20 protein-coding genes are annotated in these 19217 nt (G+C 65.7%); 19 read left to right on the plus strand and 1 reads right to left on the minus strand.

The window, feature by feature from the left end; genetic code table 11:
- The first annotated feature begins 34 nt into the window (after window positions 1-34).
- The 17 genes from DEF76_RS16730 (at window position 35) to DEF76_RS16810 (ending at window position 16276) form a co-directional block, all read left to right on the plus strand.
- Window positions 35-982 (plus strand): beta-ribofuranosylaminobenzene 5'-phosphate synthase family protein, encoded by a 948-nt coding sequence (locus tag DEF76_RS16730; RefSeq protein ID WP_205216044.1) that lies wholly within the window; start codon window positions 35-37, stop codon window positions 980-982.
- A 15-nt stretch (window positions 983-997) separates the two neighbouring features.
- A complete protein-coding gene (locus DEF76_RS16735) occupies window positions 998-1897 on the plus strand; it encodes a methylene-tetrahydromethanopterin dehydrogenase N-terminal domain-containing protein (protein ID WP_114913262.1) in 900 nt (299 codons plus the stop codon).
- Between the two features lie 11 nt (window positions 1898-1908).
- Window positions 1909-3054 carry an ATP-grasp domain-containing protein gene (locus DEF76_RS16740; RefSeq protein WP_114913263.1) on the plus strand — a complete coding sequence of 382 codons (1146 nt, stop codon included), beginning with the start codon at window positions 1909-1911 and terminating at the stop codon, window positions 3052-3054.
- On the plus strand, window positions 3051-4004 hold the full coding sequence (gene mch / locus DEF76_RS16745) for a methenyltetrahydromethanopterin cyclohydrolase (RefSeq protein WP_114913264.1): 954 nt from the start codon (window positions 3051-3053) through the stop codon (window positions 4002-4004). Before DEF76_RS16740 ends, mch begins: the two co-directional genes overlap by 4 nt.
- A 185-nt stretch (window positions 4005-4189) precedes the next feature.
- Window positions 4190-5524, plus strand: coding sequence for an urea ABC transporter substrate-binding protein (urtA, locus tag DEF76_RS16750; protein ID WP_205216045.1), 1335 nt, complete (start codon window positions 4190-4192; stop codon window positions 5522-5524).
- A gap of 5 nt (window positions 5525-5529) precedes the next feature.
- Entirely contained in the window at window positions 5530-7110 is a 1581-nt protein-coding gene (gene urtB / locus DEF76_RS16755; protein WP_114913956.1) for an urea ABC transporter permease subunit UrtB, read from the plus strand.
- Window positions 7107-8216, plus strand: coding sequence for an urea ABC transporter permease subunit UrtC (urtC, locus tag DEF76_RS16760; RefSeq protein ID WP_114913266.1), 1110 nt, complete (start codon window positions 7107-7109; stop codon window positions 8214-8216). The genes urtB and urtC overlap by 4 nt, the downstream gene beginning before the upstream one ends.
- Window positions 8213-8974 (plus strand): urea ABC transporter ATP-binding protein UrtD, encoded by a 762-nt coding sequence (urtD, locus tag DEF76_RS16765; RefSeq protein ID WP_114913267.1) that lies wholly within the window; start codon window positions 8213-8215, stop codon window positions 8972-8974. The genes urtC and urtD overlap by 4 nt, the downstream gene beginning before the upstream one ends.
- Window positions 8975-8989: 15 nt before the next feature.
- Complete coding sequence (gene urtE, locus DEF76_RS16770) at window positions 8990-9685, plus strand: urea ABC transporter ATP-binding subunit UrtE (protein ID WP_114913268.1); 696 nt, start codon at window positions 8990-8992, stop codon at window positions 9683-9685.
- Window positions 9660-10508, plus strand: a complete 849-nt coding sequence (locus tag DEF76_RS16775; RefSeq protein ID WP_114913269.1) for an urease accessory protein UreD — start codon at window positions 9660-9662, stop codon at window positions 10506-10508. The genes urtE and DEF76_RS16775 overlap by 26 nt, the downstream gene beginning before the upstream one ends.
- Window positions 10509-10535: 27 nt before the next feature.
- Window positions 10536-10838 carry an urease subunit gamma gene (locus DEF76_RS16780; RefSeq protein WP_114913270.1) on the plus strand — a complete coding sequence of 101 codons (303 nt, stop codon included), beginning with the start codon at window positions 10536-10538 and terminating at the stop codon, window positions 10836-10838.
- Window positions 10835-11140 carry an urease subunit beta gene (locus DEF76_RS16785; RefSeq protein WP_114913271.1) on the plus strand — a complete coding sequence of 102 codons (306 nt, stop codon included), beginning with the start codon at window positions 10835-10837 and terminating at the stop codon, window positions 11138-11140. The genes DEF76_RS16780 and DEF76_RS16785 overlap by 4 nt, the downstream gene beginning before the upstream one ends.
- Window positions 11141-11144: 4 nt before the next feature.
- Window positions 11145-12851, plus strand: a complete 1707-nt coding sequence (gene ureC / locus DEF76_RS16790) for an urease subunit alpha (RefSeq protein ID WP_114913272.1) — start codon at window positions 11145-11147, stop codon at window positions 12849-12851.
- Window positions 12851-13333, plus strand: a complete 483-nt coding sequence (ureE, locus tag DEF76_RS16795) for an urease accessory protein UreE (RefSeq protein ID WP_114913273.1) — start codon at window positions 12851-12853, stop codon at window positions 13331-13333. The genes ureC and ureE overlap by 1 nt, the downstream gene beginning before the upstream one ends.
- A complete protein-coding gene (locus DEF76_RS16800) occupies window positions 13305-13970 on the plus strand; it encodes an urease accessory protein UreF (RefSeq protein WP_114913957.1) in 666 nt (221 codons plus the stop codon). Before ureE ends, DEF76_RS16800 begins: the two co-directional genes overlap by 29 nt.
- Window positions 13967-14611: an urease accessory protein UreG gene (ureG, locus tag DEF76_RS16805; protein WP_114913274.1), complete on the plus strand. Its 645-nt coding sequence runs from the start codon at window positions 13967-13969 to the stop codon at window positions 14609-14611. The genes DEF76_RS16800 and ureG overlap by 4 nt, the downstream gene beginning before the upstream one ends.
- A gap of 123 nt (window positions 14612-14734) precedes the next feature.
- Entirely contained in the window at window positions 14735-16276 is a 1542-nt protein-coding gene (locus DEF76_RS16810) for an acetolactate synthase large subunit (protein WP_114913958.1), read from the plus strand.
- A gap of 111 nt (window positions 16277-16387) precedes the next feature.
- On the opposite strand, the gene pdxY is transcribed toward DEF76_RS16810, so the two are convergent.
- Window positions 16388-17242, minus strand: coding sequence for a pyridoxal kinase (gene pdxY, locus DEF76_RS16815; protein WP_114913275.1), 855 nt, complete (start codon window positions 17240-17242; stop codon window positions 16388-16390).
- Window positions 17243-17325: 83 nt separating this feature from the next.
- Between pdxY and DEF76_RS16820 the strand changes: the two genes are divergently transcribed.
- Entirely contained in the window at window positions 17326-18408 is a 1083-nt protein-coding gene (locus tag DEF76_RS16820) for an NADH:flavin oxidoreductase/NADH oxidase (RefSeq protein WP_114913276.1), read from the plus strand.
- 255 nt (window positions 18409-18663) lie between these two features.
- Window positions 18664-19206, plus strand: a complete 543-nt coding sequence (locus DEF76_RS16825) for a Spy/CpxP family protein refolding chaperone (protein ID WP_162800722.1) — start codon at window positions 18664-18666, stop codon at window positions 19204-19206.
- Window positions 19207-19217 lie beyond the last annotated feature (11 nt).

Here is a 19217-nt window from a genome sequence, read left to right on the forward strand (position 1 = left end):
GGTCGCATGACAACCACGCCGTCACGGCACGGCGATGATGACTCGGGGGACGATCGTCGAGGTCACGACGACCGCGCGGCTCCATCTCGGGTTTTTCGATCTCGGCGACGGGCCCGGGCGGCGCTTCGGCAGCCTCGGCCTCGCGCTCGATGGTCCGCGGACGCGGCTTACGATTGGCTTTGCCGATCATACGATCGTCGATGGCGAGGAATGCGAACGGGCTCGGCGCTATCTCGCGACTTTGGTTGCAGCCCACGGGCTTTCGCGCCAGCATGCGCTCACCATTCAGGAGGCCATCCCGCCCCATGCCGGTCTCGGCTCGGGAACCCAGCTCGCGCTCGCGATCGGCGCCGGGCTGCGCGCGTTGCACGGCCTGCCCGCCGATCCGCGCCAGGATGCGGCATGGCTCGGGCGCGGCGCGCGTTCGGGCATCGGCATCGCTCTGTTTGCGGCCGGCGGCGTTGCCGTCGATGGCGGGCGCGGTGATCGCGCGCAACCGCCGCCGCTGCTCGCGCGGCTTCCCGTCCCCGCCGATTGGCGGGTGATCTTGGTCCTCGATCGCGGGCGCGCCGGGCTTTCCGGTGCCGGCGAGGTCGCCGCCTTCGCGGCCCTGCCGGCGATGGCCGAGCCGGTTTCGGCGGCGCTGTGCCGGCTGGCGCTGATGGCGGCGCTGCCGGGCTTGGCCGAGGATGACATCGCGGCCTTTGGTGCCGCGATCACCCGCATGCAGGAAATTCTCGGCGACCATTTCGCACCCGCCCAAGGGGCGCGTTTCACCAGCCCGGCGGTGGCGGCAGCGCTCGGGCGATTGGCGGCGGCCGGGGCGGTCGGTATCGGGCAAAGCTCCTGGGGGCCGAGCGGCTTTGCCTTTGTGCGCGGCGATGCGGCAGCAGCCGCGCTTGCGGCCGAGGCAGCGGCGCCGGGGCTCGAAATCCATGTCTGCCGCGCGCGGAACGAAGCCGCCGCCGTTTCCATCACCTGAGCGAGGAGCCTCATCATGGCCGAAAAACACATTCTTCATCTTCTGAGCCCGCTCAAACACGCGAGCCCGTTTGACGTCCACATGGCGCTCGATGCCGGCTATGACGCGGTGCTGCCCTATACCGATGTCACGCTCGAGGATGTGACGCCGCTGGTCCAGGATGCGATCTTCTCGCGCCCGCCCAAGGCCGGGGTGCGCACCGGCATTTTCTTCGCCGGCAAGGATGCGCTCGGCGCCCTCGACATGATGGCGGCGGCGAAGGCGGCGATGGTGCCGCCTTTCGTCGTCTCGTTGTTCGCCGATCCCGCCGGCTCCTTCACCACTGCCGCGGCGATGGTGGCGCGGGCCGAAAAATTGCTCAAAACCGCCCACGACGCGGAACTGGCCGGCCGGCGCGTGACGATTTTTGGCGCAACCGGCGTCGTCGGGTTCGCCGCGGGCGTGATCGCGGCCTTGAACGGCGCTGCCGTCACCTTGGTCGGTCATGACGGCGCGGCGCGGGTGGAGGCGTCGGCCGCCGAGATCAGCCGCCGCTTCAAGGTTGCGGTCGCGGCCGCCGATGGCAGCACGGAGGCACGCAAATCCGCCCTGGTCGCCGAGTCAGAGGTGGTGTTTTGCGCCGGCAAGGCGGGGGTGCAGATTCTTGCCGCAGCGCAAATTGCTGCAGCGCAAAATCTGCTCGTCGCCGCCGACGTCAATGCCGTTCCGCCGGCCGGGATCGAAGGGCTCGACGTCATGGCCGATGGCGCTCCGCTCGGCGCCGGCACGGCGCGCGGGCTCGGGGCGCTCGCCATCGGTCAGACCAAATATCAAACCGAGTTCGGCCTGTTTCGCCGCATGATCGAGGCGGAAAAGCCGGTCGCTTTCGATTTTCGCGACGCTTTCACGCTCGCCCGCGAGCTTGTCGCGGCCTAGCCGAGAGCGGCATGGCGGGGCAGCAAGCGCGCGCGGTGTTGGTCGTCGGGCTCTCCGCCCGGGCGCTGGCGCTGGCGGCGCGGCGAGCGGGCCTCGCGCCTTATGCGATCGATCTCTTCGCCGATGCCGATACCAGGGCGCTGGCCGCGGCCTGGCGCCAAGTGCCGGGCGATGGCGCGGGCGGGCTCGACCCGGAGGCACTGGTTTGCGCTGCCGCCAGTCTCGAGCGCGCCGCCCATGAGTCCGGCGACGTTTTGGCTGGCCTCATTTACGCGAGCGGCTTCGAAGCCGCGCCTGAAATTCTTGGTCGCCTTGGTGAACGCTGGCCGATCCTCGGCAATCCGCCGGAAATCCTGGCGAAACTCAAAAATCCGCGCCGCTTTGCCGCCCTCTGCCGCGATGCCGGCATTCCCCACCCCGCGCCGCACTTCGCCGCAGCGCCCGACGCAGGTTGGCTCGAAAAGCGGATCGGTGGTGCCGGCGGCGGCCATATCCGCGCCACGCCGGCGGGCACCGCGCCGCGTCCCGGCCATTATCTTCAGCGCCGCTTGCCCGGAACACCGATTTCCGCTCTCTTCGTCGCCAATGGTCGCGAGGCGAGGCTGTGTTTTTTGAGTGCGCAATGGCCCGACCCGGGGCCAGCGGCACCATTTCGCTATGGCGGCGCGGTGCGTCCGGCGGCGATACCCCCGCAGATTGCAGCCGAGATGGAAGCGGCGATCCGCGCCCTGGTCAGAGCAACCGGCCTTGTCGGCCTCAACAGCGCCGATTTTTTGCTCGACCGCGACGCTGGAGACAAGGGTGACGGCTGGGCGCTGCTGGAGATCAACCCGCGTCCCGGCGCGACCCTCGATCTTGCGCCGCGCGCGGCACTCGGCTGGCATCTCGCAAGCCTGCGCGGCCGGCTGCCGCGGCGGCTCGGATTAGGGCGGCGGGCGGCGGCGGCGGCGATTTTTTATGCGTCTCGCCCGATCCGCGTCGATGGCGCCTTCACCTGGCCGGCTTGGACGATGGACCGGCCGATGCCGGGCGCGGAAATCGCCGCCGGCGCCCCGTTATGTTCGCTCCGCGCCCGCGGCGCCAACCCCGAAGCCGCCCTTGCCTCTCTCGCCAAACGTCGGCAATGCCTCGCAACCCGCGTGGAGATCGCGCCATGACCGCTTTGTTCAGCCTCAACCAGATGGCCTGGGATTTGTTTACCGCGCTCGAGCGCGATGCCGCCTTGCTGCGGCTTGGCGTTGCGCGCGGCGGGCTCGGCGAACGCCTGATCGATGCCGGCAGCCTCCATCCCGGCGGGATCGAGGCCGGGCGCCGCATCGCCGAAATCTGCATGGGCGGGCTCGGGCGGGTTGCGGTGACGACCGATGCGACCCTCGGGCGCTGGCCGTTGACGCTCACCGTCGCGTCCTCGCAGCCGGTGCTCGCTTGTCTTGCCAGCCAATATGCCGGCTGGAGCCTCCAGGACGGAAAATTCTTCGCCCTCGGCTCGGGGCCGGCGCGGGCGCTGGCGCGCAAGGAAGCCTTGTTTGCCGAACTCGATTATCAGGATCGGGCGGAGCACGCGGTTCTCGTCCTCGAAAGCGCCAAGCCCCCGCCCGTCGCCATCATCGAGAAGGTCGCCGGCGATTGCGGCATCGCGCCCGACCAGCTCGGGGTGATCTTTGCCCCGACGCAAAGCCTCGCCGGCGCTAGCCAAGTGGTGGCGCGGGTGCTCGAGGTCGCGCTGCACAAGGCGCATGAACGTCATTTCCCGCTCGATCGCATCAAGGACGGCGTCGCCGCCGCCCCGCTCGCGCCGCCGCATCCGGATTTCGTCACCGCCATGGGCCGCACCAATGACGCGATCATTTTCGGCGGTCGCGTCCATCTTTTTGTCACCGGACCGGAGGCGGAGGCCCGCGATCTCGCCGAACATTTGCCCTCCAGCACCTCGCGCGATTACGGCAAGCCGTTTGCCGAGATCTTCCGCGCCGCCAAAGGGGATTTCTACGCGATCGACGGCGCGCTGTTCAGCCCCGCCATGGCGCAGGTGACGGCGCTCGAAACCGGCCGGACCTTTCATAGCGGCCAGGTCAACCCGATCGCGCTCGATGCCTCCTTTGCCTGAGCAACACGCGGCGCTGACGTCGGTTGCTTAACAATTAGGCAAAATCGGCCGCGCCATGCGGCTGACTGCGCGCGGGGACGGTGCTCGCGCGCTCTGGCGGCGCATGGCACGCCCGTTGCATTTTCCTCCTGTCGGTTTCGCATCGGCGGCTCAGCGTGGCCGCAGACACACAGGGAAGAAGAACGATGGCAAAAAATGATATATCTCTCACGCGCCGGGGATTGGGCGGGTTCGGGATGGCGGCGCTGGCCGCGGCGACGCTCGGGGGCGTGACGAAGTTCGGCATTGCGTCGGCCAAGGCGGCGGAGAGCGGGCCGATCAAAATCGGCATCCTGCATTCGCTCTCCGGCACCATGGCGATCAGCGAAACCACGCTGAAAGACGTCATGCTGATGCTGATCGAGGAGCAGAACAAAAAGGGCGGCGTGCTCGGGCGGAAATTGGTGCCGGTGGTCGTCGATCCGGCATCGAACTGGCCGCTGTTCGCCGAGAAGGCGCGCGGACTTCTGACCACAGACAAATGCGCCGCGGTGTTCGGCTGCTGGACCAGCGTTTCGCGCAAATCCGTGCTGCCGGTCTTCGAGGAGCTGAACGGGCTGCTGTTTTATCCGGTGCAGTATGAAGGCCAGGAATGCAGCCGCAACGTCATCTATACCGGCGCCGCGCCCAATCAGCAGGCGATCCCGGCGGTCGATTACCTGATGAAGGAGGACAAGGTCGAGCGCTGGGTTCTCGCCGGCACGGATTATGTCTATCCCCGTACCACCAATCAGATTCTCGAAGCCTATCTCAAGAGCAAGGGTGTCGCGGCGAGCGACATCATGATCAACTACACGCCCTTCGGTCATTCCGACTGGCAGAACATCGTCGCGCAGATCAAGCAATTCGGCTCCGCGGGCAAGAAGACCGCCGTCGTCTCGACGATCAACGGCGATGCCAATGTGCCGTTCTACAAGGAACTCGGCAATCAGGGCATCAAGGCGACCGACATCCCCGTCGTCGCTTTCAGCGTCGGTGAGGAGGAACTCGCCGGCATGGACACCAAGCCGTTGGTCGGGCATCTCGCGGCGTGGAATTACTTCATGAGCGTCGATACGCCGGCGAACAAGGCGTTCATCAAGAAATGGCATGATTTCATCAAGAATCCGAAGCGCACGACGAACGATCCGATGGAGGCGCACTATATCGGGTTCAATATGTGGGTCAAAGCAGTGCAGAAGGCCGGCACCACCGATACCAACGCGGTGATCGACGCGATCATCGGCGTTTCCGTCCCTAATCTTTCTGGTGGCTACTCGACCTTGATGGGCAATCATCACATCACCAAGCCGGTGCTGATCGGCGAAATCCAGGATGACGGTCAGTTCAACATCGTCTCACGGACCCCAGGCCTCGTGGTCGCGCAGGAATGGTCGCCCTATGTCGCCGAGACCAAAGATTTGATCGGTGATTGGCGGCCGCCGCTCTCCTGCGGCAATTTCAACGTCAAAACCGGCAAATGTGGCGGCGCGAGCAAATAATCGTCATGCGTTTCGCCATTCTGCTGCTTGGCCTCGTTGTCCTGCCTGCGCTTGCGCGGGCAGGAGAGCCGGCCGACGCCTTCGCCGCATTCTCCTCTGGCGATTACGACGCCATGGCGCAAGCGGTCGGTGTGCTCGCGACCTCCGCCGACCCTCACGCCACCGCGGTGATCGCCGCTTTGCGTGACGGTCGGCTTTTCGCAACCGAAGCGGGTGACCTTCTGATCCGCAACCCGGATGGCACCTTCACCAATGCGCAAACCGGGGCGCCGGTCAGCGCCGATGAGGATGATCTCAAGAAAATCCGCATGAACAATGCCGTTCGCCGCGCCGTCGACACCGCGGAGGGCGGGATGCAGCTTTTCGCCGCCGATCCTTCGCAGCGACGCGCGGCGGCGCAAGCCCTATTCACATCACACGATCCGGCGACATTGCCGGCCTTATCGCGTGCTTTGGCGAAAGAGCCCGATCCTTCCGTGCGGGTTGCGATGGCGCAAGCGCAGGCGGCGGCGCTCTTGATGAGTGCTGACGCACCGGAGGCAGCGAAGCTGCAGGCGGTTGCCGTCATTCGCGCGCGTGGCGATCTCGAGGCGAGCGCGCTGCTCGCTTCGATCCCGAGCCCGACGCCGGCGGTTGCCGCCGCCGCGCATAACGGCGTCATCGCCATTCAGCGTGTCCTGCAATTATGGGATGTGTTGGAGAGCGTGTTTTACGGCCTCAGTCTCGGCTCGGTCTTGCTGCTCGCGGCGATTGGCCTTGCGATCACCTTTGGCGTCATGGGCGTGATCAACATGGCGCATGGCGAAATGGTGATGATCGGCGCTTATGTGACCTTCGTCGTCCAAGCCGTCATCCGCGCCAACATGCCAAGCCTTTTTGGTGCGAGCGTAGTGATCGCGGTGCCGCTCGCCTTCCTCGTCGCGGGCGCCATCGGCATTGCGATCGAGCGTACGCTGATCCGGTTTCTCTATGGCCGGCCTTTGGAGACTTTGCTCGCGACCTGGGGCTTGAGTCTCGTTCTCCAGCAAGCGGTGCGCTCCTTGTTCGGCCCGACCAACCGCGAAGTCGGAACCCCTTCCTGGATGAGTGGGGCGGTGCCGCTCGGTGGGCTTACCATCACCCTCAATCGCCTGACGATCATCATTTTTGCTTTCGCCGTGTTCACCGCATTGATGGCGCTGCTGCGCTATACCTCGCTCGGCCTCAAGATGCGCGCGGTGACACAGAACCGGGCGATGGCCGCGGCGATGGGCATTCGCACGCCATGGATCGACGCGCTCACCTTCGGGCTTGGCTCTGGCGTTGCCGGCATGGCCGGGGTGGCCTTGACCCAGATCGACAATGTCAGCCCCAATCTCGGCCAGGGTTACATCATCGACAGTTTCATGGTGGTGGTGTTCGGCGGCGTCGGCAATCTCTGGGGAACTGCTCTCGGTGCCTTGCTGCTTGGTATCGTCAACAAGTTTCTTGAGCCTTTCGCCGGCGCCGTGCTCGGCAAGATCGCCGTTCTGGTGCTCGTCATCCTCTTCATTCAAAGGCGTCCGCGCGGCTTGTTCCCCCTCAAGGGCCGGGCGGCGGAAGCATGATGCGCCCGTCATTCGCAACCTTCGCCCCGCCTGCGTTCGTGCTCGGCGGCGCAAGCCTTCTGGTTCTCGGCAATGTCGCGCTGGCGGCGTCCTCGCCCTGGCATGTGTCGATCTTCGTCGTCTCGCTCGCGGGAAAATATCTCGCTTATGCGATCCTCGCCTTAGCGCTCGATCTCGTTTGGGGCTATGTCGGCATTTTGAGCCTCGGCCATGCCGCGTTTTTCGCCCTCGGCGGCTACGCGATGGGTATGTATCTGATGCGCGAGATCGGCACCCGCGGGGTTTACGGCAACGCGACACTACCCGATTTCATGGTGTTCCTGAACTGGACGGAACTTCCATGGTATTGGTACGGCTTTGACCATTTTGCTTTCGCCGCGCTCATGGCGGTGCTCGTCCCCGGTGCCCTTGCGCTGGTGTTCGGGTTTCTCGCGTTTCGCTCGCGCGTCTCGGGCGTTTATCTCTCGATCATCACCCAAGCGCTGACCTTCGCGCTCATGCTCGCGTTTTTCCGCAACAATATGGGGTTCGGCGGCAATAATGGCCTGACGGATTTCAAGGATATCATCGGGTTGCCGCTGCACGCCGACGGCACGCGGGACGGACTTTTGCTCGCGACCGCGCTTTTTCTCTCGGTTGCCTTTCTTTGCGCGCGCTTTGTCGTCACCTCCAGGCTCGGCAAAATCCTGATCGCCGTTCGCGATGCTGAAAGCCGCACCCGCTTTCTCGGCTACCGGCCGGAATCCTACAAACTCTTCGTCTTCGTTCTCTCGGCGATGATCGCCGGCATCGGCGGCGCGCTTTACGTGCCTCAGGTTGGGATCATTAACCCTGGCGAATTCTCGCCCGCCAATTCGATCGAGGCGGTGATCTGGGTTGCGGTCGGCGGGCGCGGCACATTGGCCGGGGCGATGCTCGGCGCTGTTCTCGTCAATCTCGGGAAGACCTATTTCACCAGCGCATTGCCGGATGTTTGGCTCTATGCGCTCGGCGCCCTGTTCATTCTGACGACCCTCTTCCTGCCGCAAGGCCTGATCCGGATCTTTGCCCGCAAACCCGCCGTCACCGCATCCGAAATTCCCGCCGCCAAGGAACGCCCGGCATGAGCGGCCGCATTGGGGAAGCCTCCGACACTCTCCTTTATCTCAATGGCGTCAGCGTCAGCTTTGACGGGTTTCGCGCGCTCAACAATCTCTCCCTGGTTCTGGCGCCGGGCGAGATGCGCGCGGTGATCGGCCCCAACGGCGCCGGCAAGACGACGATGATGGATGTCATCACCGGCAAGACCCGCCCTGATTCGGGTGAGGTCGTTTTCCGCGCCGACACCGATCTCACCCATCTCGACGAGCCGGCGATCGCCGCACTCGGCATCGGGCGGAAATTCCAGAAGCCGACGGTCTTTGAGCCGCACAGCGTTTATGACAATCTGCTGCTCGCGCTTGCCGGCAACCGGACACCACAACGCGCCCTTTTCGCCCGTGAAACGGCCGCCGAGCGCGATCGCATCGCGGCACTTCTCGATACCATTCGCCTCACCGAACACCGCCATCGCCGCGCCGGCGATCTCTCCCACGGCCAGAAGCAATGGCTCGAAATCGGCATGTTGCTGGCGCAGGAGCCTGATCTCCTACTCGTCGATGAGCCCGTTGCCGGCATGACGGATGCCGAAACCGCCGAAACCGCGCGGCTGCTGCGCGAGATCAACCGCAGCAAGAGCGTTGTCGTCGTCGAGCACGACATGGATTTCGTGCGCGCCCTCGATGTCAAGGTGACGGTTCTGCACGAGGGTTCGGTGCTCTCTGAAGGCAGCATCGATCATGTCAGCAACGATCCAAAGGTGATCGAAGTCTATCTCGGACGTTGAGGAACGATAGCGATCATGCTCGAAATCACCGATGTGGATTTGTATTACGGCGCGGCGGTGGCGCTGCGTGGGGTATCGTTGCGGGCCGCGTTGGGGGAAGTAACCTCTGTGCTCGGCCGTAACGGCGTCGGCAAGACGAGCCTTTTGCGCGCGGTGGTTGGGGCGCACGCGATCACGCGGGGCACCATCCGCTGGGAGGGCGCGGAGATCCATCGCCTCGCCCCCTATGAGCGGGCGCGGCGCGGCATGGCCTATGTGCCGCAGGGGCGTGATATTTTCCCGCTATTGACAGTCAAGGAAAATCTCGAGACCGGGTTGGCGGTTCTGCCACGCCGCGAGCGGCGTATCGCCGACGAGATTTTCGACCTCTTCCCGATCTTGAAAACCATGCTGCGGCGGCGTGGTGGCGATCTTTCCGGCGGCCAGCAGCAGCAGCTCGCGATCGCCCGCGCTTTGGTAACGAGGCCCCGTCTTTTGGTGCTCGATGAGCCGACCGAGGGCATTCAGCCCAGTATCATCAAGGATATCGGTCGTGTCATCAGCCTGTTGCGCGGGCGCGGCGAAATGGCCATTCTGTTGGTCGAGCAATATTTCGATTTCGCCCGTGATCTCGCGCAAAGCATCGCCGTGATGGAACGCGGCGCGATCGTGCTGGCGGGTCGTGCTGAGGAGCTTGACCACGCCGATGTCCGCCGCCGCCTTTCCGTATGACGAGACGAGACCCCGGTCGCAGCGTGCCGACGGGGCGCTCAGGATCGCGTTTCGCAGGCGGGAAGAGAGAAGCGTGCTTGCCGAACTCTATCAGCGCGGCTGCCTCAAAGCGCGCTTTCCCCGCCCGGAGAGCGCGGCATGGCCGGAAGCGCTGCTGCTCAATGTCTCGGGCGGGGTTGCCGGCGGCGATCATCTGGAAACCGAGATCGCGCTCGGCGAAAACACCCGCGCGATCCTGGCGTCGCCAGCGGCAGAGCGGTTTTATCGCGCGCTCGCCCGTGACGATCCGGCGCGCGTCTCAACGGCGATCACGCTCGCGCCTGGCGCCCATGTGGAATGGCTGCCGCAGGAGAGCATTCTTTTCAACGCGTGCGCGCTCACGCGCCAAACCGACGTTACCCTCGCCGCGGGCGCGGTGTTTCTCGGCGTCGAGATGCTGGTGTTCGGCCGCGCGGCGATGGGCGAGCGGCTTCACGCCGGCGATCTTCGTGATCGCTTCCGGCTATTTCGCAATGGGCGCTTGCAGCTTCAGGAAATGACCCGATTGAATGGCGATATCGCGGCGCGCCTTGCCGGCCGCGCAACCGGCGCAGGCGCCGGCGCGACGGCGCTGCTGGTTTATGCCGCCGCCGCGGCGGGTGCGCGCCGCGAGGCGCTGCGCGACGCGCTGGCCGGGGTCGAGGCCGGGGTCAGCCTGGTTTTGCCCGATCTTCTCATCGCCCGTATTCTCGCGCCCGACACGCGTGGGCTGCGGCGGGCGGTGATGGCGGGCTTGCATGTTTTGCGCGATCGCCGGAGGATGCCGCGGGTGTGGCAAGGCTGAGGTGACGGGAATGAGGGGAAGCGTGCCATGAATCTGACGCCGCGCGAAAAGGATAAGCTTTTGGTCGCCATGGCGGCGATGGTGGCGCGACGGCGCCTTGAACGCGGGGTCCGGCTCAATTATCCCGAAGCCGTCGCATTGATCACCGATTTTGTTGTGGAAGGCGCGCGCGATGGGCGCTCGGTTGCCGAACTCATGCAAGGGGGTGCTGCGGTGATCACGCGGGCGCAGGTAATGGAAGGGGTCGCCGAGATGATCCCTGACGTGCAGGTGGAGGCAACTTTCCCAGACGGCACCAAGCTCGTCACCGTGCATGAGCCGATCCGATGATCCCGGGCGAGATCATCCCCGCCGCCGGCGAGATCGAGATGAACGCCGATCTCGCGCGGCTCGTCCTGCTGGTTGAAAATACCGGCGATCGTCCGATCCAGGTCGGAAGCCATTATCATTTCGCCGAAACCAATCCGGCGTTGCGCTTCGATCGCGCTTTGGCGCACGGCCATCGCCTCGATATCGCCGCCGGCACCGCGGTGCGGTTCGAGCCCGGGGCGGCGCGCGAGGTGACGCTGGTGCCGTTTCGTGGCGATCGCGTGGTTTACGGGTTCCGCGGCGCGGTGATGGGAAAGCTTTAGGAAAATGGTGACACTTTCGCGCGCGGCCTATGCCGACATGTTTGGCCCGACGGTGGGCGATCGCGTCCGCCTCGGCGATACCGATCTTTTCGTCAGTGTTGAGAAGGATTTTTCCCTCCCCGGCGAGGAAGTGAAATTCGGCGGCGGCAAGGTGATCCGCGACGGCATGGGCCAATCGCAGCGGAGCCGCGCCGAGGGCGCCCATGATACCGTGATCACCAACGCGCTGATCATCGATCATTGGGGTATCGTCAAGGCCGATATCGGCATTCGTGATGGCCGCATCTCAGGGATCGGCAAGGCGGGTAATCCCGATATCCAGCCCGGCGTCGATATCATCATCGGCCCGGGCACCGAGATCATCGCCGGCGAAGGAAAGATCGTCACCGCCGGCGGGATCGACGCGCATATCCATTTCATTTGTCCACAGCAGGTGGAAGAGGCGCTGGCGTCCGGCATCACCACCATGATCGGCGGCGGCACTGGCCCCGCGACCGGCACCGCCGCGACCACCTGCACGCCGGGCCCGTGGCATCTCGCGCGCATGCTGCAAGCGGCCGAGGGTTTGCCGGTCAATCTCGCGTTCGCCGGCAAGGGCAATGCGGCGCGGCCGGCGGCGCTCGAGGAAATGGTGCGCGCGGGGGCTGCGGCGCTGAAGCTGCACGAGGATTGGGGGACGACGCCGGCGGCGATCGATTGCTGCCTTTCGGTCGCCGATCGCTTCGATATCCCGGTGATGATCCATACCGACACGCTCAATGAATCGGGCTTTGTCGAAGACACCATCGCCGCCTTCGCCGGGCGCACCATCCACGCCTTTCATACCGAGGGCGCCGGCGGCGGGCATGCGCCCGACATCATCAAGCTCGCCGGCCTCGCCAATGTCCTGCCGAGTTCGACCAACCCGACCCGGCCCTACACCGCGAACACCATCGATGAGCATCTCGACATGCTGATGGTGTGTCATCATCTCGACGCCGCGATCCCGGAAGATATCGCCTTCGCCGAAAGCCGCATCCGGCGCGAGACGATTGCCGCGGAAGACATTCTCCACGATCTCGGGGCCATTTCGATGATTTCGTCCGACAGCCAGGCGATGGGCCGCGTCGGCGAGGTCATTACGCGCACTTGGCAGACCGCGCATAAGATGAAACTGCAGCGCGGCTCGCTGCCCGGGGATGGTGCGGCCGATAATCATCGCGTCAAACGCTATATCGCGAAATACACCATCAATCCGGCGATCGCGCAGGGGCTGGCGCGGGAAGTCGGCTCGGTGGAAATTGGTAAACTGGCTGATCTGGTTTTGTGGTCGCCGGCTTTTTTCGGCGCAAAGCCCGATCTCGTCATCAAGTCGGGCAGCATCGTTGCGGCGATGATGGGGGATCCCAACGCTTCCATCCCGACGCCGCAACCGGTCCATATGCGCCCGATGTTCGCGGCCTTCGGGCGGGCGCTTGCTGAGAGCTGCCTCACTTTCGTCTCTGCCGCGGCGTTGGACGCCGATCTCGGCCGCGGGCTCGGGCTATCGCGGCGATTGGTCGCGGTTACCGATACCCGCGGCGGCATCGGCAAGCGCAGCATGATCCATAACGATGCGCTGCCGAAGATCGAGGTCGATCCGGAAACCTACGAGGTGCGCGCCGATGGAGTTTTGTTGACCTGTGAGCCGGCAGCGGTGCTGCCTTTGGCGCAGCGCTATTTTCTGTTCTGATGCGTGCAATCAGCGTTCTTAAGGCCGGGCACTGGCCGCCCGGGGCGCGCGCGAGCGATGCAGTCGCGCTCGATTTCGACCACCGCCATCGCCGCCGGGTTTTACTGACCACGGAAGCAGGGCGGGAAATCCTACTCGATCTCGGCGAGACGGTGCGGCTCGGCGATGGTGACGGGTTGGTGCTCGAGAGCGGCGGCATCGTCCGCGTCATCGCCGCCCCGGAAGCGGTGCTCGACATCCATGCCCAGCCTGCGGTCCTTCTCCGCATCGCCTGGCATCTCGGCAATCGTCATCTGCCGGTGCAGATGTTGGAAGGCGCTTTGCGTATTCGCGCCGATCATGTCATCGCGGCGATGGTTGCGGGGCTCGGCGGCCATGTCCATGCGCGCGCGGCGCCGTTCGATCCCGAACCCGGTGCCTATGCCGGCGCCCAAGCGCCTCATGGGCACGGGCATGATCACGGGCATCATCATGATCATTGACCCGAGCGCTTTTCTGCATCTCCTGACCTGGCTGTCGCCGGCCTTCCCGACCGGGGCATTTGCTTATTCGCACGGGCTGGAATGGGCGGTCGGCGCGGGCGATGTCACAGACGGCGAAAGCCTCCGCGCCTGGCTCGCGGATTTGCTTCATCACGGCGGCGGGCGCAACGATGCCATTCTGCTGCGCGCCGCCCATCAGGCCAGCGCGAACCCCATGCGGCTCGAGGAGGTCGCGGCGATCGGCGCAGCAATCGCGCCGGCCGCCGAGCGGCGCGCCGAGACGCTGACGCAAGGCGCCGCTTTCGCCAAGGCAGCGGCGCCATGGGGCGGCAGTGTCGCAGCCCCTTTGCCTGTCGCACTCGGCGTGCTTGCGGCGCGGCACGGTATCGGCGAGGACGCGGCGGTGATCGGTTATCTCCATGCCTTTGCCGCCAATCTCGTCTCCGCTGGCGTCCGGCTGATCCCGCTCGGCCAATCGGCAGGGCTTGCGGTGCTGGCAGCCCTTGAGCAAGATCTTCTCGCGATCGCGTTCGAAAGCCGTGGCCAGGATCTCGATGATCTCGGCGGCGCTTGTTTCCGTGCTGATATCGCGGCGATGCGCCATGAAACCCAATATACGAGGTTGTTCCGCTCATGAGCCCGTCCCCCACTAGCCCCTCTCCCACTGGCCCGCTTCGTGTCGGCATCGGCGGCCCCGTCGGCAGTGGCAAGACCGCGCTGATGGATGCGCTCTGCCGCCAGTTCCGTGACCGTTTCGAAATCGCGGCCATCACCAACGACATTTACACGAAGGAGGACGCGGAATTCCTCACCCGCGCCGGCTCACTCACCAGCGACCGCATTCTCGGCATCGAGACCGGCGGCTGCCCGCATACCGCGATCCGGGAAGACGCCTCGATCAATCTCGCCGGCGTTGCCGATCTCAGGGAGCGTTTTCCGCGCCTTGATCTCATCCTGATCGAAAGCGGCGGCGACAATCTTGCGGCGACCTTCAGCCCCGAACTCGCCGATATCACAATCTATGTCATCGATGTTTCGGCCGGCGATAAAATTCCGCGCAAGGGCGGCCCTGGCATCACGCGCAGCGATCTCCTGGTGATCAACAAAACCGATCTCGCGCCGTTCGTCGGCGCCAGTCTTGCGGTGATGGATCGCGATGCGCGCAAGATGCGTGGCGAGCGGCCTTTCGTTTTCGCCAATGTGCGCGCAGGGCGCGGGGTTGCCGAGATCGCCACCTTCATCGAACGCGCCGGTGGGCTCGGGCGCCAGGAGATGTAAATTTACCCCGTTTTCTGGGAGTTGCCGTGCCCTCGGCATGGGGGAAAAGTTTTTTGGTTCTTTTTTTCAAAAAAGAACACCCTTCTTGCCTGACACTATCGCGAAATAATGGATGGAAACGACATGAACGGCGCGGAAAGTCTGGTGCATACGCTGCTCGCGTGCGGCGTCGATACCTGTTTCGCCAATCCCGGCACGAGTGAGATGCATTTTGTCGCCGCCCTCGATCGCATTCCCGGCATGCGCTCGGTGCTCGGCCTGTTTGAGGGGGTGGTGACGGGTGCGGCCGACGGGTATGGGCGCATGACGGGAAAGCCCGCCGCCTGTCTTCTCCATTGCGGCCCCGGCCTCGCCAATGGCCTCGCCAATCTCCATAACGCGCGACGCGCGAGGACACCGCTGGTCGCCATTATCGGCGATCAGGCGACCTATCACCGCCCGCTCGATGCGCCGCTGACCGCCGATACCGAGGGCTGGGCGCGGCCGGTCTCGGGGTTTGTGCGCACCGCGACCGCGGCGGCCGAGGTCGGGCGATGTGCCGCAGCGGCGGTGCAAGCGGCGCGGGCGGCGCCGGGCCAGATCGCGAGCCTGATCCTGCCCGCCGATACCGCCTGGGATGAAGGCGGGATCGTCGCCGCGCCGCTCCCTGTCCCGCCGCCGGCCGCGGTCGATCCTGGCGCCGTGCGCCATGCCGCGCGGGTGTTGCGCCGGGGCGAGCCGGCGATGCTGCTGCTCGGCGGTGCGGCCCTCCTTGCCGCCCCGCTCGAAGACGCGGCGCGGATCGCGGCGGCAAGCGGGGCGCGTTTGCTCGCGCAGCAGCAGAATGGCCGGGTCGCGCGTGGGCGCGGGCGGGTCGCGATCGGGCGCATTCCTTATCCGCTCGACCAGGCGCTGGCGGCGCTGGCTGGCATTCGCCATCTGATCTTGGTTGGGGCAACCCCGCCGGTGTCGTTTTTCGCCTATCCCGGCCGGCCGAACCGGCTCGCGCCGCCCGATTGCGAGATCCATGTCCTCGCCCGCCCGGAGCAGGATGGGCCGGCGGCGCTCGCGGCGCTGGCGGACGAACTCGGCGCCACGGCGGCGCCGGCGGCGGCTGATTTTCCGCCGCTTTCGCCGGTGCGCGGGGCGCTGACGCCGGAAAGCGGCGCTGAGACCATCCTCGCTCATCTCCCTGAGAACGCGGTGGTGATCGACGAGGCGGGAAGTTTTGGGCGCGGGATTTTCGCGCAATCCCATCGCGCTGCCCCGCATGACTGGCTGCAACTGACGGGCGGCGCGATCGGCGATGGCCTGCCGATGGCGGTGGGGGCGGCGATTGGCGCGCCGGGGCGGCGGGTGATCTCGCTGCAGGCCGATGGCTCGGCGATGTACACCCTGCAAGCGCTCTGGACCCAGGCACGCGAGCGGCTCGATGTCACCACCATCGTTTTCGCCAACCGCCGCTATGCCATCCTGTTCGGGGAATTGGCCAATGTCGGCGCCAATCCCGGCCCGCGCGCACTCGGCATGATGAGCCTCGACGATCCCGATCTCGACTGGGTGAAGCTTGCCGGCGGCATGGGGGTGGAAGCGGCGGCGGCCGAGGATGGCGCCCGGCTCAGCGATCTTCTCGCCTACGCCGAGACCAGGCGGGGGCCGTTCCTGATCGCGCTTTCGGTGCCATAGCCGCCGCTTAGAGCAAGGTAGGTTTTGATTGAACCATCCTGTTCCATCAAAACCGGCCAACTTGCTCGCCAAAATAGGGGTAGAGCGTGATCGACTTAAACCGATCGCGCTCTAGCACGGTTCGGCGGGAAAATTGTGCCGGGGCGTCGCGAGGGCGTCCTGTGCCGCGACGAGAGCCAGTTCACGCGCGGCGCCGGTCGCCTCGAGAACCGCAAACAGCCGCGCCACCATCGCCGAAAGCGCCGCCGGGCCGTTTCGCGTGCGCAGAAATTCGAGGAAAAATAGCGCCGCCGCGAGGTCGCCGGCGCCGCTCGCGGCGAGCGGGAGCTTCGGCGTTCGCACCCGAAAACATGTCTCCCCATCCGCAAGCAAGCACTCGATCATCGCCGCCGGCGTCTCAGCGAGGGCAAGACCCGTCGCAAGCACGAGGCGCGGCCCACCCGGGCGAAGCCTGGCTGCCAAGAGCATCGCCGCCTTTCTCGCCGCGGCGACATCGGCGATCGGCGTCCCGCTCAAAAGGCCGAGTTCGAACGGGTTCGGCGTTACGAGATCGGCCATCGGCAGCGCTTTTGCGGCCAAAATCTCGGCAATACCGGGGCGAACATAGACGCGGCCATGATCGCCGATCACCGGATCGCAGGCATAGAGGGCGCCGGGGCTCTGCGCTCTGGCGCGCAGAACCGCCGCCAGCACCGCGTCCGCGGTCTCGGCGCTGCCGAGATAGCCGGAGAGCACGCCGTCCAACCCATCGAGCGCGCCGATCGCTTCCATCCCTTCGGTGAGAGCGGTGATTTCGGCCGGCGCGCTGATTTCGCCGCGGAAGCTGCCATAGCCGGGATGGTTGGAAAACCGCACCGTTGCCACCAGCGCAACCTCGGCGCCGAGGCGCTCCAGGGGAAAAACCTGCGCGCATGCGCCGACATGGCCATGCGCGACCGAGGAGTTGAAAAGCAGGATACGGGTCATCGGCGCCCGCCCTTGTCACGCCGGAGCCGGTATCCTATCGGAAAACTCAGCATGCTGCCCCTTTTTCGAGGAAGCCACGCCCCATGAGCGCCGTCCCGCATCTGTTTCAGCCCGTCACTTTCCGCTCGGTCACCGCCCGCAACCGCATCACGGTCTCGCCGATGTGCCAGTACAGCGCCGAAGACGGTCTCGGCAATGATTGGCACATCCAGAATCTCGGCGCCAAGGCGGCGGGCGGCGCCGGCATCGTTTTCACCGAGGCGACCCATGTCTCGGCGATCGGGCGCATCACCCCGGGCTGCCTCGGCCTGTGGAACGACGCACAGGAGGCGTTTTTGGCCCGCCTCGCCGCGCTGATCAGCCGCCTCGGCGCGGTGCCGGGGATCCAGATCGCCCATGCCGGGCGCAAGGCGAGTGTGACCCCGCCCTGGGAGGGCAACAAGCCGATCCCCCATGCCGCCGGCGGCTGGACGCCGCTCGCCCCGAGCGCCATCCCGTTTGGCGAGGGCTACACCATTCCCGAGGCGCTGCGCCCCGGCCAAATCGCCGAGATCGTCGGGCAGTTCGCCGCGACCGCCCGGCTGGCGCGTCGCGCCGGCTTCAAGATCGCCGAAATCCATGCCGCCCATGGCTACCTCCTTCATTCGTTCCTCTCGCCGCTTGCCAATCACCGCGACGATTCCTATGGCGGCGATCTCGCCGGGCGGTCGCGCGCGCTGATGGAGGTGATCGACGCGGTGCGCGGCGAATGGCCGGCGGAATTGCCGCTTTTCGTCCGCCTCTCCTGCACCGATTGGGTCGAGGGCGGGTTCACTCTCGAGGAGGCGGTGATGCTCGCCAAGCGCCTCAAGGCGCGTGGCGACGTCGATTTGATCGATTGCTCCTCGGGCGGGGCATCGCCGGCGCAGCGCATCCCCTCCCTCCATCCCGGCTATCAGGTGCCGTTCGCCGAGCGGATCCGGCATGAAGCCGGGATCGCCACCGGCGCCGTCGGCTTGATCCGCGACCCGTTCCATGCCGAGGAAATTCTCGGCAATGGCCGCGCCGATCTCGTCTTCCTTGCTCGCGCGCTCCTCGCCGATCCCGCCTGGCCGCAGCGCGCGGCGCGCAGCCTCGGCCTCACCCCGGAGCTGCCGCCCCAGTATCAGCGCGCGCACCTGGCCTGAGCGTGGCGCCGCCTAGAGCGCGATCGGTTTAAGTCGATCACGCTCTCCCCCTATTTTGGCGAGCAAGTGGGCCGGTTTTGATGGAACAGGATGGTTCAATCAAAACCTACCTTGCTCTAGCGCCGGCCTTGGCGGATACCCGCAACAGTTTGAAACGGGCGACACTGGCTTGCGTTACAGTCTTCGGGCATGCTCGCGCCACCGCCGGTGTCAGGCCTCGCCTCGATGCCGCGGACCACTAGATGGAGAGAACACATGACACGCTCGCCACTCGCGCTTCGGCTGCGCGCTTTGACCTTCTCGCTCGCGACGCTTGCCGCCCCGCTCGCTGCGGCGCCGGCCTTCGCGCAGCAGATGGGGATGCCGGAAGGCCAGGGGATGCCCCAGCAAGGCATGCCGAACACCAAGCGTGACCCGATGGAGCGGGTGAACCAGCAAATCACGCAGCTCCACCAGACCCTCAAAATCACCGCCGCACAAGAGCCGCAATGGGAGGCCTTGGCCAGGGTGATGCGCGAGAATGCCGCCGATATGGAGACGCTGTTCAAAGAGCGGGCCAGCCATTTCGACCAGATGAACGCGGTCGAAAGCCTGAAATCCTATGAGCGGATCGCCGAGGCCCATGTCAGCAACATGCATCGCCTGATCCCGGCCTTCACGTCGCTTTATGAGGTGCTGTCGCCCGAACAGCGCAAGGCCGCCGATGCCTCTTTCCGTTATCAGGAGGCGCGACGCAAGGCCCGGATGCAGGGCGGCCAAATGCCGCAGATGCCGATGAACCAGCCGAACCAGAATTGACCTGAACCCCC

It is taken from the genome of Acidibrevibacterium fodinaquatile (genome assembly GCF_003352165.1).
Lineage (GTDB): Bacteria > Pseudomonadota > Alphaproteobacteria > Acetobacterales > Acetobacteraceae > Acidibrevibacterium > Acidibrevibacterium fodinaquatile.